The following is a 14,436-nucleotide window of genomic DNA, read 5'->3' on the forward strand; positions in this document are numbered from 1 at the left end:
CCCCACCATGAGCCTCACGAACCCCGCCGGCAACGCCATCGCTCTCCAGCAGGCACTCCGCGCCCACCCCGAGCAGGCCGCCTACTGGCGCGAACAGCGCCGCACCTGGGCCGAGCCCACCGTCCTCGTCCGCGACCACCTGCGCAAGCACACCGGCGACACCCCGCACGTACGGGCCGCCGTACCCGCCGGCACCGCCGCCGCGGCCGACGCCCTCACCGGCAACGACCCCACCCTCCGCCGGGTCCTGGCCGGCGCGGTCCTCGCGCTCCTCGCCGCCCGCGCCACCGACCGCCGGGACGTCACCCTCTTCCTGCCCACGGACACCACGCCCGTCCCGGTCACCGTCCCCGTGCACGGCGACGACACCGGCCGCGGCCTCCTCACCGCCCTGCGCTCCCGCTACCTCGACGCCCTCGCCCACCTCGACGTCCCCGTGACCGCCCTGCTGGAGCACGAGGGCGACCGGCCCGGCGACCTGATGCTCACCCTCGACGGGCAGCACACCCCCGCCGACGCCGAACGCGCCGGCTGCACCCTCCTCCTCGACGTACGCGCCGACGCCGTCACCGTCCACTACGACCCGCGGCTCTTCGCCGAGGCCACCGCGCAGCGCCTCGCCGGCACCTACGCCGAGCTGCTCACCGGCCTGCTCGCCGACACCGCCGCCCCCCTCGCGCCCGCACTCGCCGCCAACGACGCCGAACGCGACCTGGTCACCGGCGCCTTCAACCGCACCGACGCGCCCTTCCCCGACACCCGCACCCTCCACAGCTTCCTGGAGGAGCGCGCGGCCACCACCCCCGACGCGGTCGCGATAGCCGACGACGGCACCACCTACGGCGAGCTCAACGCCGCCGCCAACCGGCTCGCCCAGGCCCTGCGCTCCCGTGGCACCGGCGCCGGCGACGTGGTCGGCGTCTGCCTGCCGCGCTCCCCGCGGATGCTGGTGGCGATCTACGCGATCCTCAAGGCCGGCGGCGCCTACCTGCCCGTCGACCCCACCCTGCCGCGCAACCGCATCGACTACATCCTCGAGCACAGCGGCACCACCCTCATCGTCAGTGACACCGCGACGTGCGACGTCGTCGCCGGCCACGAGGTCGTGGACGTCGCCGCGAGCGCCGGCGACACCGACCCCGGCGACCCCGAGCCGGTCAGCGGCCCCGACGACCTGGCCTACGTCATCTACACCTCGGGCTCCACCGGCCGGCCCAAGGGCGTCATGATCGAGCACCGCGCCATCGTCAACCGGCTGTGGTGGATGCAGCGCGCCCACCCCCTCGACGGCAGCGACGTCATCCTGCACAAGACCCCCTTCACCTTCGACGTGTCGGTGTGGGAGATCTTCTGGTGGTCGATCGCCGGCGCCTCCGTCGTCACCCTCCCCAGCGGCGACGAGAAGAACCCCGAGCGCATCGCCGAACGCATCGCGAGCCACGGCGTGACCACACTGCACTTCGTCCCGCCCATGCTCAACGCGTTCCTCCAGTACGCCGACGCCACCGGCGCCACCGGCCGGCTGGGCTCCGTACGCCGCGTCTTCGCCAGCGGCGAGGCCCTCGCCGTCAGCCACGCCGAGCTGTTCCACCGCACCCTCGGCGCCCATGCCGAGCTGGTCAACCTCTACGGCCCCACCGAGGCCGCCGTCGACGTCACCCACCAGCCCTGCACCGGCACCGACACCACCCGCGCCATCCCCATCGGCCGCCCCATCGACAACATCCGCCTCTACATCCGCACCACCGCCGGCGCCCTCGCCCCCGTGGGCACCCCCGGCGAGCTGTGCATCGCCGGCACCGGCCTGGCCCGCGGCTACCTCAACGCCCCCGAGCTGACCGCCGAACGCTTCGTCCCCAACCCCTTCGAGCCCGACGGCCGCATCTACCGCACCGGTGACCTCGCCCGCTGGCTGCCCGACGGCACCATCGAGTACCTCGGCCGCATCGACACCCAGGTCAAGGTGCGCGGCTACCGCATCGAGCTGGGCGAGATCGAGCACGTGGCCGCCGGCTGCCCCGGCGTCACCGCCTGCGCCGTCACCGCCGTCGAGGACGCCGCCGGCGACAAGGCCCTGGCCGCCTACGTCGTCGCCGGCCCCGGCTACGACGCCGGCGCGCTGCACGACCGCCTGAGCGCCGAACTGCCCTCCTACATGGTCCCGCAGTACGTCGTGGAGGTCGACGCGATCCCCACCAACCACAACGGCAAGCGCGACCTGAAGGCTCTCCCCGATCCGGTGGCCGCCGGCGCCCCCACCGACGCGCCCGCCCACGTGGCGCCCCGCACCCCCCACGAGGAACAGCTCGCCACCATCTGGGCCGGTGTGCTCGGCGTCGACACGGTCGGTGTCCACGACAACTTCTTCACCCACGGCGGCGACTCCATCAAGTTCATCGCCGTGCTCGCCCGCGCCCGCGCCGCCGGCCTGCGCTTCTCCTTCCAGGACCTCTTCGCCCACCCCACCGTGGCCGAACTGGCCGAGCTCGCCGCCACCACCGGCGCGACCGCCACCGACGACGAACCCGCCCCCGAGGCCGTCGCCCCCTTCGGCCTGCTCGCCCCCGGCGACCGCGACCGGCTCCCCGAGGGCGCCGTCGACGCCTACCCCATGTCGCAGCTCCAGATCGGCCTCATCTACGAGGCGGCCCGCAGCGACACCGAGGGCCTCTACCACGACATCCTCAGCTACCGCATCGACGAGCGCCTCGACCTCGCCCTCTTCGAGGAGGCCGTACGGCACGTGGCCCGACGTCACGCCGTGTTCCGCACCTCCTTCCACCTCGACGGCTTCAGCGAGCCCGTCCAGGTGGTGCACGGCGCGGCCGCCTCCCCCCTGCACGTCCACGACCTGCGCGGCCTCACCGGCTCCGAGCGCGACGCCGCACTGGCACGCTTCTCCCGCGACGAGCTGCGCGCCGGCTTCACCCCCGGCGCCCCCGACCTCGTCCGCGTCCACGTGCACCTGCTCGGCGACGACGCCTACCAGTACTCCCTCAGCTACCACGACGCGGCCCTCGACGGATGGAGCGTCAACACCATCCACCGCGACATCTTCGCCGCCTACTTCGCCCTCCTCGACGGCGGCCGCCCCGCGGCCCCCGAGCACGACGTGTCGTACCGCGACTTCATCGCCCTCGAACGGCAGGCCCTCGCCTCCGCCACCCAGCGCGACTTCTGGCTGCGCACCATGGACGGCGCGGAGAGCACCCAGCTGCCCCGCCTGCCCCTCGACCCCGAGGACCCCGACACCGGCGCCCTGCCGCCGGTCGTCATCCACGACGTAGCCCTCCCCGCCGGCCTGTCCGAGCAGCTCGTCGCCCGCGCCCACAGCCTGCGCGTCCCCGTCAAGACGCTGCTGCTCGCCGCCCACACCGCCGTCCTCGGCCACCTGGCCGGCACCGACGATGTCCTCACCGGCTACGAGCACTCCGGCCGCCCCGAGGCCGAGGGCGGCGAGACCGTGCCCGGCCTCTTCCTCAACACCGTCCCGTTCCGCCTCCGCCTCACCGACGGCACCTGGGCCGACCTGGCACGCGCCGTGTACGAGGCCGAGAGCGGCATGCTGCCGCACCGCCGCTACCCCATGGCCGAGATCAAGCGGGCCGTCGGCAGCCGCGACATGCTCTTCGAGACCGTCTTCAACTTCACCCACTTCCACGTGCTGAAGGACCTCGGCGAGCGCGACGGCTTCGCCCTCGTCCGCTCCGTCGTCAACGCCCAGACCGAGTTCCCCTTCCGCGCCGAGTTCTCGCAGGACGCCGTCAGCGACGAGGTGCTGCTCAGCATCCACTACCACCCGGACGTCCTCACCCCCGGCCAGATCGCCCGCACGGGCGCCTCCTACGCCCGCGCCCTCGCCCTGCTGGCCACCGAGCCCGACACGGACCGCAGCGCGACCACCCTGCTGGACCCCGCCGAGGAGGAGCTGCTGCGCGGCTTCTCCGGCCGGGAGGTCCCGCTCCCCGAGGGCACCTTCGTCGACCGGTTCGCCGACGTCGTCCGCACCGCGCCCGACCGCGTCGCCCTCCAGCACGGCACGCGGACGCTCACCTACGCCGAACTGGACCGTGCCGCCGACCGCGTCGCCGGCCACCTCGCCCGGCAGGGCGTCCGCCCCGGCGACGTCGTCACCACCCTGCTGCCCCGCGGCACCGCCTGGGCCGTCACCGTCCTCGCCCTGCTCAAGAGCGGCGCCGTCTACCTGCCGCAGGACCGCGCCTACCCCGCCGACCGCGTCGCCTCCGTCCTGCGCCGCAGCGCATGCCGGCACGTCGTGGCCGCCCGGGAGGACACCGCCACGCTCACCGCCCTGCTGGCCGAGCGCGTCGACGGCGTACGGGTCCACGCCTACGAGGACGCCGAAGCGGCCGCCCCCACGGCCCCGCCCGCCCACCGCCCGGCCCCCGGCGACCTGGCGTACGTCATCTTCACCTCCGGCTCCACCGGCGAGCCCAAGGGCGCCGCGATCCGCCACTCCGGCATGCTCAACCACCTCCTGGCCAAGGAGACCGACCTCAAGCTGACCGAGGACGACCGCGTCGCCCAGATCGCCACGCAGTGCTTCGACATCTCCGTGTGGCAGCTGCTCGTCGCGTGGCTGAACGGCGGCGCCACCGTGATCTACGACCAGGAGCGCATCGTCGAGGCCGCCTCCTTCCTGACGGCCCTGCGCGAGGACCGCATCAGCATCCTCGAGGTCGTGCCGTCCTACCTCGACGCCCTGCTCACCGAGGTGGCGCAGCGCCCGGCCGCCCTGCCGGACCTGCGGTTCAACCTCATCACCGGCGAGCCCCTGCCCCCGGCCCTCACCCGCCGCTGGTTCGCGCACTACGACGTGCCGCTCGTCAACGCCTACGGCCCCACCGAGGCGTCCGACGACGTCACCCACCACGTCATCGACCACCCGGTGCACGGCAGCCGCACCCCGGTCGGCCGTCCCGTCCTCAACACCGGCATCCACGTGGTCGGCCCGGACGGCGCCCTGCGCCCGGTGGGCTGCTACGGCGAGATCTGCGTGACGGGCGTCGGCGTCGGCGCCGGGTACGTCAACGACCCGGAGCGCACCGCCGCCGTGTTCGTGCCCAACACCCTCGACGACCGTTCCACCCTGCTCTACCGCACCGGCGACATCGGGCGCTGGCTGCCCGACGGCACGCTGGACTGCGCCGGCCGCGCCGACCACCAGGTCAAGGTGCGCGGTCACCGCATCGAGCTGTCGGAGATCGACGGCGCCCTGGAGAAGGCGCCGGGCGTGGACGGCGCCGTCACCCTCGTCCGCGAGGTCAACGGCGAGAAGCGGCTGGCCGCGTTCTACTGCGGCACCGCCGAGCCCGACCCCGCGGCCTTCCGCGAGGCACTGGCGGACTCCCTGCCCGCCTACATGCACCCCGAGATCCTCGTCCGCCTCGACGCGTTCCCGCTCACCGCGAACGGCAAGGTCGACCGGAAGGCGCTGGCCCGCCACGAACTGGCCGCCGCCGGGCAGCGCGACCTGGAGCAGCCGGCCGACGCGCAGGAGCGCCTGGTGCGCGACCTGTTCGCCGGCGTCCTGGGCCGCGACCCGGAGTCGGTGGGCGTCACCGACAACTTCTTCGACATCGGCGGCCACTCGCTGGCGGCCATGAAGGTCGCCGCTGCCTCCGACGGTCGCATCGCCCTGCGCGACCTGCTGGCCCACCCGACCGCGCGCCGCCTGGCCCGCGCCCTCGCGGCGGCGGACGGCGGAGCCGTCCGGGACCTGCTGGCCGACCTCACGGCGGCCGCGGGCATCGAGGTGCCGCGGCCCGAGGCCACGGTGCTGTGCATACCGTTCGCCGGCGGCAGCGCCGTCAGCTACGTCGACGTGGCGCGGGAACTGGCCGCCGGGGACCGCCCGGTGCGCGTGCTGGGCGTCGAGCTGCCGGGCCGTACCGCGACGGACAACCGTCCCCGGGTGCCGGTCGAGCAGCTGGCCGCGGAGCTGGCGGACGAGGTGCGCGACACCGTCGCCGGCCCGGTGGCCCTGCTGGGCCACTGCGCCGGGTCCGCGCTGGCCCTGGCCCTGGTGCCCGCGCTGCGGCGGCGGGGGGTGGAGGTACGCGGCCTGGTCGCCGTTGCCAAGATCCTCAAGTCGGCCGACCCGGCCGACCACGCCTCCAACGAGGTGGTCGACATGACCGAGGAGCAGATCGTGGACTGGCTGGTGGACAACACCGGACTGGACGACATCGCCGGGCTCGGCGCCCGTGACCGCGCCGACCTGGCCCGCGCCTTCCAGTACGACACGTCGGAGGCCACGCGCGGCTTCCACCGGGCCCTGACCGCACGGGCCGAGCACCGCACGGACGTCCCCCTCACCGTGCTCTACGCGGCGGACGACCCGCTGGCGCGCGGCCACGAGGACGCGGCCGCCAACTGGGCGCTGTTCAGCGACTCGACGCGGGTCGAGGTCCTGCCGGACGGCGGGCACTACCTCAACGCCACCCGCCCGGGGCACGTCGCCGCGGCCGTCCGCGCCGGACTGGGGCTGTGACGCCATGACCACCGTGACCATCGCCCTCATGGGCGCCGTGACCTTCGGCCTGCGGTTCTGCTTCTTCGGCCCGCTGAAGCCCGAGCGGATGCCGGACCGCATCGAGCAGGCCCTGCCCTACGTGATGCCGGCCGTCCTCATGGCCATCATCGTGCCGTCCGTGGTGCTGGCCCCCGCCCCCGACGGCTCCCCGGCCTGGCTGTCGCCCTACATCGTCGGCGCGCTCGTCGGCTTCGGCGTCGGCGCCGTGAAGAAGGACAACTTCCTGCTGGTGTTCGCCTCGGCCATCGCGGCCTTCGCCCTGACCAAGTTCCTGCTGTGACGGAGAGCCCCACGATGAGCCCCACGGTGACCCCGAACACGACCACCCCCGCCCCGACCCGGCAACAGGAGATACGCACCGGCCTGCGCGACGCGGTCCCCCTCGTCCTGGGCGCCCTGCCCTTCGGCCTCCTGTTCGGCGCGGTGGCGCAGCAGAAGGGCCTGAGCCTGTTCAACACGCTGCTGATGAGCACCGTCGTCAACGGCGGCTCGGCCCAGATGATCGGCCTGGGCATGATCGCGGCCGGTACGGCGTGGCCGCTGACCGTCGCCACCTGCCTGGTGGTGAACATGCGGCACGTCTTCTACTCGGCGGCCCTGTCGGCGAAGGTCCGGCACCTGTCCACGGCCTGGCGGGCCGTCCTCGCCTTCGGCATGATCGACGCGGTGTACGCCCTGTCGGCCAAGCGCTACGGCGCGGACGACCGGCGCGGCCAGCAGCACTGGTACGTCCTGGCGGTGTCGGTGCTGATGTACGTGGGCTGGCTGTCCAGCACCCTGGTCGGCTACCTGTACGGCAAGGACCTGACGAAGATCGACGGCCTGGGCCTCGACTTCGCCATCTACGCCACGTACATCGGGCTGGTGGTCGGCTGCTTCACCACGAAGCGGGCGGTGGCGGCGGGCCTCCTGGCGGGCGTGCTCGCGCTGGCACTGCACCACCTGCCGTACCAGAGCAGCCTGTTCGTCGCGACGCTGGCGGCCACGGTGGCCCTGGCGTGGTGGGAGGGCCGCGACAAGGCGCGGGCCGTTCCCGCGCCGGCACCCCGGCCGGCCGAGAAGGCCGGGACCGCCGAGCGGCAACCGGTGGAGTGACGGGAACCGCCCGCGACGTGCACGACGAGGGGGCCGCCCGGCACGGGCGGCCCCCTCGGGTCACGGAGCGTGGATCAGGCGGCGCGGGCGACGCGTTCGAGGGTGACCAGGGCCTGGAAGCGCTCGTCGTCGTCCTGGTGCAGGACGACCAGGACGCGGGGGCGGCGCTGCGGGTCGTGGGGCACGGGATGGGCCTCGATGAAGCACGGTGTGTCCAGCTCCACGTAGCGGTGGAACACCGTCTCCATGCCCACGGGTACCACCGGGTGGGGCTGGGAGACCGCCTGGGCCGCCTGCCGGGCCGCCTCCATCAGCAGCATGCCGGCGGCGTGGTCCACGGGGTGGTCGAAATACAGGGGGTGGTGCAGGTCGACGCGCAACTGCCAGCGCCGCGCGGTGGGGGTGGGGGAGAGGACGACGTTGTGGAAGGAGTCGAGGCCCACTTCCTGCGGCGCGGCGGGCGGCGCGAGCGGCAGGGCCCTGGCCATCATGGCGGCGGCGTCGCCGCGCCCTTGGCGCAGCCGCTGGTAGACCGCGGGGGCCTGGATGGTGAACCGCGTGTGGGCGGTGGCCAGATGGGCGCCGTCGCGGCGGGCGACGACGAGGAGTTCGAGGCCGGCGGTGCGGGATCCGCGGCGCACGGTGTTCTTGCAGGTGACCTGGAGGTCGACGGGGGAGGAGTGGCCGGGCTCGGCGAGGAGGGCCGGCCGCCGTAACTGGTAGCGGAACTCCTCCCACAGCAGGTGGTGGCCGAACGGTACGCCGAACGCGTCGTGGCACAGCAGCGGGAACGTCTGCCGGACGGTCTCGACGAGCAGCATCGGGTCGTCGTGTCCGTGCCGGGCCGGGAACAGCGCCCGGGCGCGGGACCAGTCGGCGGTGACGTGGAAGTCCCGTTCGGAGGTCTGCTCGTAGTGGGAGAGCAGGACCTGGTCCGGGTCGGACTTGTGGACGAGCCGCTGCGGAACGGCGGCAAGGGACGTCAGAGGACGGGTGGTTGTTGTGGGCATCGCGAATTTCCCCCGGTACGCGCATGACTTCAACGGTGGCCGCACAGGGCCTGGCCAGGTGGCCACTGGTCAGTAATATAAAGGGCGTTCTTTTTTCTGTCGAAGGAGTATGGGAGAGTTCACAGTGGAGCTGAAACAGGAGCGGGCCGTACAGACCCGCATGACCCTCTTGCGGGCGGCCGCCGAGGTCTTCGACGAGAGCGGCTACGCCGGCGCCGGCATCACCAAGATCGTCAAGCGGGCGGGGCTCACCGCCGGGGCGCTCTACTTCCACTTCGGGTCCAAGGAAGGGCTCGCCAAGGCGGTCATGAACGCCCAGAGAGAGGCGATCGAGCCGCTGCTGGAGTCCCGGGGACTCCAGCACCTGGTGGACATCACCCTCGTGTGGTCGCACCAGCTCGGCGAAGACCCGGTGCTGCGGGCGGGCGTGGAGCTCTCCTACGACCAGGAGATCGCCAAGGACGCGGAGCCCTTCGAGGACTGGCGCGAGCTCATGGCCGGCTACCTCCGGGAGGCCAAGGAGCTCGGCGAACTGCGCGACGGCGCCGACCCCGAGCTGATCGCCCGGTTCGTGGTGGGCGCCTGCACCGGCACGCAGATCTACTCACGGCTGGTGAGCGGCCGCCGCGACCTCCCGCAGCGGGTCCAGGAGATGTGGGACTGCCTCGTCCCCGGCATCGCCACCCCCGAGTGCGCCGCGCGCATCGACGCCGGAGCGGAACGCGGCCGGCGGCTGTGCGAAGGGGGCACCGCGTCGTGACCCGCCCCGTCGTGGCCGTCACGGGCGCCACCGGAACCATCGGCCGCCTCGTGGCCCACGGTCTCGCCGCGGACGGCCGCGCCGACGTCAGGCTCCTCGTCCGCGACCCCGGCAGGGCGGTGCGGTCCGGGCTCCCCGGCCACGCCGTCGCGGCCGACCTCGGCGAACGGCCGGGACTCGTCCGCGCCCTGGCCGGAGTGGAGTCGGTCCTGGCCGTCACCGCCGACCCGCTGCGGCCCCGGCACGACGAGAACCTCCTCGCCGCGGCCCGCGCCGCCGGCGTACGGCGCGTGGTCAAGCTCTCCGCGCTCGCGGTGCTCGACCCCGGCGCCGACGACCTCCTCACCCGCTGGCAACGGGACAACGAGGAACGGCTCCTCGCCTCGGGACTGGAGTGGACGCTGCTCCGCCCCAGGGCGTTCATGTCGAACACCCTCGCCTGGGCCGCCTCCGTACGGGCCGAAGGCGTCGTCCGGGGCCTGTACGGCTCCGGGCGCAACGCCTGCGTCGACCCGCGGGACGTGGCGGCCGCGGCGGTGCGCTCCCTCCTCGACCCGCGCTGCTCCGGCAGGAGTTACGCGCTGTCCGGGCCGGAGCCGCTGTCCGCCCGGGACCAGGTGTCCCACCTGGGCGAGGTCCTCGGGCGACCGCTCGACTACGTCGAACTGACGGAGGAGGAGGCGCTGGAACGGTGGCGGCGCCACTGGCCCGAACCCATGGCGCGGGCGCTCCTGCTGAGCGCCCGGCGGCAGCGGTACGGCGCCAAGGCGACGGTCACCGACGGTGTGCGGGAAGCGACCGGCCGGCCCCCGGGCGCCTTCGCGGACTGGGCGAGGGCCCATGCCGACGTCTTCGGGGCGGCCGTCACGTACGCCTAGGCAAGACCCCGCCGGGCACGGAGGCGTTCCTTCCGGCGTGCGTGACACAGATCATCTTTCCCCTGCACTACGCGTCGCGTTGAATGCACAGAGTGAGCACTGAGGGGATGTTGAGTGGGCGCACGATTCTCATTACGGGGGCCTCGAGGGGCATCGGCGCAGCGGCCGCGGAGCTGTTCGCCGAGGAGGGTGCGGCCCTCGTCCTGATGGCCCGGCGGGCCGACGCACTGGACCGGGTGGCCGGGCCGCTCGTCGCACGAGGCGCCAGAGTGGCCCTCGCGGCCGGTGACGTGACCAGGCCGGCGGACGTCGAACGGGCCGTCGGCACGGCCGTCGACACGTTCGGCTCCCTGGACGGCGCCTTCAACAACGCCGGCTGGGGATCCGGCGGCACACCACTGCACGAACTGGACGAGTCGGTCTACGACCGCGTCATGGACGTCAACGTGCGCGGCGTCTGGAACTGCCTGCGCCACCAGATCCCCGTCATGCTGAAGAGCGGCTCCGGGGGCACCATCGTCAACACCTCCAGCACCGCCGGCACGGTCGCCACCGGCGCCGTGGCCCCGTACGTCGCCGCCAAGCACGCCGTGCTGGGCCTCACCAAGGCCGCCGCCATGGAGTACGGCGACGCGGGCATCCGCGTGAACGCCCTCGTCGTCGGCAGCACCCGTACCGAGCTGATGGACGAACTGCTCGAAGAAGCACCCGAGCTGGAGGCGGGCTTCACCGCCCGCGCCATTCAGAAGCGGATGGCCGAGCCGCGCGAGGTGGCCCAGGCCGCCGCCTGGCTGTGCAGCGACCGCTCCTCGTTCCTCACCGGCGCCTCAGTACCGGTGGACGGCGGCTGGAGCGCGATCTGAGCGGCGCTCGCCGCACACCACCGCGCTGCCGCGCGCAGCGCCCCGCAGGATGACCGACCACAACTCCGCGAGCTCCGCCGCCTTGTGCGGATCAGGAGCCTCCGTCGCGTGCAGCGCCGCCGCCGCGCCGTGCACCAGGTGGACCGACAGCCGCACCAGCGTCTCGGTGCGGACGGTGGGGTCCAGCAGGCCCTGCCGGTCCGCCTGGTCCAGGAGCCGCCGCACCTGCGGCACCCACGCCTCGTCCCACACCGGGGCCGTGCGGTGCATCGCCTGCGCCGCCCGCACGCTGCTGTCGCGCGCCAACAGGTCGACGATTCCGCAGGTCACGGCCACGACGGCGGACAACGGGTCGGGAGCGTCGTGCCGGGCCCGCTCCACCTCCTCCCGCGTGACCGCGAAACCCACCTCCTTCACCACCGCCGCCAGGTCGTTCTTCCTGGAGAAGTGGAAGGTGAGCGCCCCCATGGAGATGCCGGCGCTCCTGCAGATGTCCTGTAGCGAGGTACCCGTGTAGCCCCGCCGGGCGAAGGCGTCCGCCGCCGCCCGGACCAGGCGTTCACGAGTCAGCAGGGCACGCTCCTGCTTGACCACGTCGTCACCTTTCCATGGTCTTTCGACTACTTGTCCAACCCTTCGGACGCTACCGGCGGTTGCGGCACGAAGAGCGCCGTGCCGCCCGATGCGGGACGTCCTTGGCAAGTCCCCGCCCGCGAGCTGCGCCGGGGTCCCGGAGATGCCGAAGTCGCGCACCGCGCCGCACCCGGCTTCAAAAACATAGAGAAAGCTCGTTATATTTTTGGCGTTCAGTCACAGAGCCTGCTGACGAGGGGAGCTGGCATGACCGACCGCAGGGCCACGGCCGCGCGGAAGCCGGAGGAGCGGGGAACGGCCGACGAACTGACCCGCCGTCTCTTCCACGGACTGCCGCGCACCGACCAGCGCCGCTGGGCCGGCGCCTACGTGACGGGACTGCTCACCACCCCCGGCCGCAAGTCGGTGCGGAACATGGGCCTCTCCCTGTACGACTCCCACACCGCCTTCCAGTCCCTGCACCAGGTGGTCAGCGAGAGCACCTGGTCGTGGAGCGCCGTCCGCCGGGAACTCGCCGACTGGTGCCGCGAGCGCACCGCGTTACACGGCTGGGCCCTGGGCCGCGTGACCGTGCCCAAGCGCGGCCGCTGCTCCGCCGGCGTGCACCGCCGCTTCGACCCCGCCACCGGCCGCACCGTCGGCTGCCAGCTGGGCCTCGGCCTCTTCCTGCTCACCGAGCGCGGCGCCCTGCCCGTCGACTGGCGGCTGTACCTCCCCGACGAGTGGCTCGACGACCCCACCCTGCGCCGCCGGGCCCGCATCCCCGAGACGGCCCGCCCCGGATCGCCCGCCCGCCTGATGCTGGACCTGGCCGCCGCGGCCGACGGCTCCGCCGCCCCCGTGGTGGCCGAGGCGGAGACCGTGACGGAGGCCGCCGAACTCGTCGAGGGCCTCGGCGCCCTCGGCACCGACTGGATCCTGTCCGTCCCCGGCGCCACCCCCGTCTCCGCCGGCCTGCACCGCCTGGCCCGGACACCCGCCGGCAGAGCGCCAGCCGGCCGCGCCCTCACCGCCGCCGACCTCGCCCGGCAGCTCCAGGGCTCCGCGCGTCCGCTCGGCCCCGCCACCCCCGAGGCCCCCCGCCTCCTGCCCGCGCAGGTGCACACCGCCCAGTCGGCCGCACCCCTGCGCATGGCCGCCTCCTGGGCGCCGGGCCACCGGACGCCGCAGCGGATCTGGCTGACCAGCCTCCACGGCGAGCGGCTCGGCGAGGCCGCACCCCTCTTCACCGGCCACGCCGTGGGCACCGACGCGCTGGCAGGCCTCGACGACTGCGGACTGCGGGACTTCGAGGGCCGCTCCTACCCGGGCTGGCACCGCCACATGACCCTGGTGTCGGCGGCCTACGGCCACCGCCTCCTGGAGCCCGCCCGCACCCGGGGCACCGTCCCGGCGAGCACCGGCCGCCCGGCCGCCGAACTGGTGGGCGCGGGCACCTCGGGGGCGTGGGCCGCATGAGCGGAATGCTGATCACCACGGCCCTGGTGGACCACGCCGCCGGAACCACCGGCGACCGGGCCCCCGCCAAACCCCGCCGCAACCCCGTGGACCGCTTCGCCGCCGCCCTCACCGAAGGGCTCGGCCGGGCCCGGGCCGCCCTGCCCCACACCCGGGCGGCCGTGCCCCCGAGCACCCCGGTGCCGGGCGCGGTCCTCGGCCGCCACCAGGCCGAGGAGACCCTCCGCCGCTTCCGGGAGGCGCTCGACGACCACCTCCCCGGCTACCTGCCCGGCCAGCCCCACGACGGCGAATCCTTACGGCAGGCCCTGCTGGGCCTCGCCCACCTCACCGTGCGGCGCCTCGCCGGCGACCGGGACGCGGGCACCGCACAACCCCTGCCCGGCGTGTCGCCCGACCAGCTGGTGACCGCCTCCCTCCTGCTCGCCGAGTGCGCCGTACGCAGCGGCAGCACCCCCGCCGACGTCCTGCCCGACATCCGCGAGGTCTTCGCCCCCGCCGCCCGGGAGATCCCCGCCGTCCGGGACGTGTGGCAGGAACGGCGCGCCCTCGCCCGCGACGTCCACGACCGCGTGAGCGGCCCCCTCACCGCTGCCCTCCGCCAGCTCCAAGGGACCGGAGCCACCGGCTCCGCCCTCGTGGAGCAGGTGCTGACCCGGGCGGCCGACGGCGCACGGGACATCGTCGACGGCCTCCACCGGTCCACGCCCGTCGCCGGCCTGTACGACGCCACGCAGGACGTGCGGGCCCTGGGCGAGGCCCGCGGAGTCGCCGTCAGCTGGGCCCTGAGCGGCGACGAGTCCACCCTCCCGGAGCTGTTCCGCCACGAACTCTCCCTCGTGACGCGCGAGGCGATGCTCAACGCCTTCACCCACGCCTCCGCGCACCAGGTCGCCGTACGCGCCCGGATCACGCGCAAGTGGGCGCACGCGCAGATCCGCGACGACGGCAGCGGCTTCGACGTCGCCCACACCCTCGCGTCCCGGCCCGCCCACGGCCTGCGCGCCATGTCGGAGCGCATGGAATCGGTCGGCGGCCGGCTCGCCATCACCAGCACGGCCGGCAGCGGCACGCGCGTGGACGTCCACCTGCCGCGTTACTACCGGCCGTCATGAACAACCAGCACGTCCTCGAACAGAAGCGGAATTGTCAGATGCGCAAGGTGCGTAAGGTGCTCATCGCCAACCGTGGCGAAATCGCTGTCCGTGTCGCTCGTGCGTGC

Annotated in this window: 10 protein-coding genes; 8 read left to right on the top strand and 2 right to left on the bottom strand. The window is 73.8% G+C overall.

Features of this window, described 5'->3' with window-relative positions; translation table 11 throughout:
* Positions 1-7: 7 nt before the first annotated feature.
* From IE305_RS30455 to IE305_RS30465, 3 genes are read left to right on the top strand one after another with little or no spacing between them, the layout of a single operon-like run.
* Positions 8-6,514 carry a non-ribosomal peptide synthetase gene (locus IE305_RS30455; protein ID WP_190133049.1) on the top strand — a complete coding sequence of 2,169 codons (6,507 nt, stop codon included), beginning with the start codon at positions 8-10 and terminating at the stop codon, positions 6,512-6,514.
* Positions 6,515-6,518: 4 nt separating this feature from the next.
* Complete coding sequence (locus tag IE305_RS30460; protein WP_190133050.1) at positions 6,519-6,836, top strand: AzlD domain-containing protein; 318 nt, start codon at positions 6,519-6,521, stop codon at positions 6,834-6,836.
* A gap of 14 nt (positions 6,837-6,850) precedes the next feature.
* On the top strand, positions 6,851-7,651 hold the full coding sequence (locus IE305_RS30465) for an AzlC family ABC transporter permease (RefSeq protein WP_190133051.1): 801 nt from the start codon (positions 6,851-6,853) through the stop codon (positions 7,649-7,651).
* A gap of 74 nt (positions 7,652-7,725) precedes the next feature.
* Here the strand turns inward: IE305_RS30465 and IE305_RS30470 are convergent, their stop codons facing one another.
* On the bottom strand, positions 7,726-8,661 hold the full coding sequence (locus IE305_RS30470) for a ScbA/BarX family gamma-butyrolactone biosynthesis protein (protein WP_190133052.1): 936 nt from the start codon (positions 8,659-8,661) through the stop codon (positions 7,726-7,728).
* 109 nt (positions 8,662-8,770) lie between these two features.
* On the opposite strand from IE305_RS30470, the gene IE305_RS30475 reads away from it, so the two are divergent.
* The 3 genes from IE305_RS30475 (at position 8,771) to IE305_RS30485 (ending at position 11,162) form a co-directional block, all read left to right on the top strand.
* Entirely contained in the window at positions 8,771-9,421 is a 651-nt protein-coding gene (locus tag IE305_RS30475; protein WP_190133053.1) for a ScbR family autoregulator-binding transcription factor, read from the top strand.
* The gene (locus IE305_RS30480) at positions 9,418-10,299 is read left to right on the top strand and encodes an NAD(P)H-binding protein (RefSeq protein ID WP_190133054.1); all 882 of its coding nucleotides are present in this window, start codon (positions 9,418-9,420) and stop codon (positions 10,297-10,299) included. Before IE305_RS30475 ends, IE305_RS30480 begins: the two co-directional genes overlap by 4 nt.
* 83 nt (positions 10,300-10,382) lie before the next feature.
* Positions 10,383-11,162, top strand: a complete 780-nt coding sequence (locus IE305_RS30485; RefSeq protein WP_229891730.1) for an SDR family NAD(P)-dependent oxidoreductase — start codon at positions 10,383-10,385, stop codon at positions 11,160-11,162.
* Here IE305_RS30485 and IE305_RS30490 read toward each other — a convergent pair.
* Positions 11,127-11,756, bottom strand: a complete 630-nt coding sequence (locus tag IE305_RS30490) for a TetR family transcriptional regulator (protein WP_190133055.1) — start codon at positions 11,754-11,756, stop codon at positions 11,127-11,129. The two genes, IE305_RS30485 and IE305_RS30490, sit on opposite strands and share 36 nt — an antisense overlap.
* A gap of 246 nt (positions 11,757-12,002) precedes the next feature.
* On the opposite strand from IE305_RS30490, the gene IE305_RS30495 reads away from it, so the two are divergent.
* Together IE305_RS30495 and IE305_RS30500 are read left to right on the top strand one after the other, a co-directional pair.
* Positions 12,003-13,214, top strand: coding sequence for an IS701 family transposase (locus tag IE305_RS30495; protein ID WP_190133056.1), 1,212 nt, complete (start codon positions 12,003-12,005; stop codon positions 13,212-13,214).
* Positions 13,211-14,329, top strand: a complete 1,119-nt coding sequence (locus tag IE305_RS30500) for a sensor histidine kinase (RefSeq protein WP_190133057.1) — start codon at positions 13,211-13,213, stop codon at positions 14,327-14,329. Before IE305_RS30495 ends, IE305_RS30500 begins: the two co-directional genes overlap by 4 nt.
* Positions 14,330-14,436: the final 107 nt, after the last annotated feature.

This window comes from Streptomyces mashuensis (assembly GCF_014654785.1).
In the GTDB taxonomy this organism is placed as follows: Bacteria; Actinomycetota; Actinomycetes; order Streptomycetales; family Streptomycetaceae; genus Streptomyces; species Streptomyces mashuensis.

What these genes read in the sequence shown, in the direction of transcription:
- IE305_RS30455 (WP_190133049.1), top strand. Translation starts at nt 8, where the DNA reads ATGAGCCTCACGAACCCCGCCGGCAACGCCATCGCTCTCCAGCAGGCA.
- IE305_RS30460 (WP_190133050.1), top strand. Translation starts at nt 6,519, where the DNA reads ATGACCACCGTGACCATCGCCCTCATGGGCGCCGTGACCTTCGGCCTG.
- IE305_RS30465 (WP_190133051.1), top strand. Translation starts at nt 6,851, where the DNA reads ATGAGCCCCACGGTGACCCCGAACACGACCACCCCCGCCCCGACCCGG.
- IE305_RS30470 (WP_190133052.1), bottom strand. Translation starts at nt 8,661, where the DNA reads ATGCCCACAACAACCACCCGTCCTCTGACGTCCCTTGCCGCCGTTCCG.
- IE305_RS30475 (WP_190133053.1), top strand. Translation starts at nt 8,771, where the DNA reads ATGGGAGAGTTCACAGTGGAGCTGAAACAGGAGCGGGCCGTACAGACC.
- IE305_RS30485 (WP_229891730.1), top strand. Translation starts at nt 10,383, where the DNA reads ATGCACAGAGTGAGCACTGAGGGGATGTTGAGTGGGCGCACGATTCTC.
- IE305_RS30495 (WP_190133056.1), top strand. Translation starts at nt 12,003, where the DNA reads ATGACCGACCGCAGGGCCACGGCCGCGCGGAAGCCGGAGGAGCGGGGA.
- IE305_RS30500 (WP_190133057.1), top strand. Translation starts at nt 13,211, where the DNA reads ATGAGCGGAATGCTGATCACCACGGCCCTGGTGGACCACGCCGCCGGA.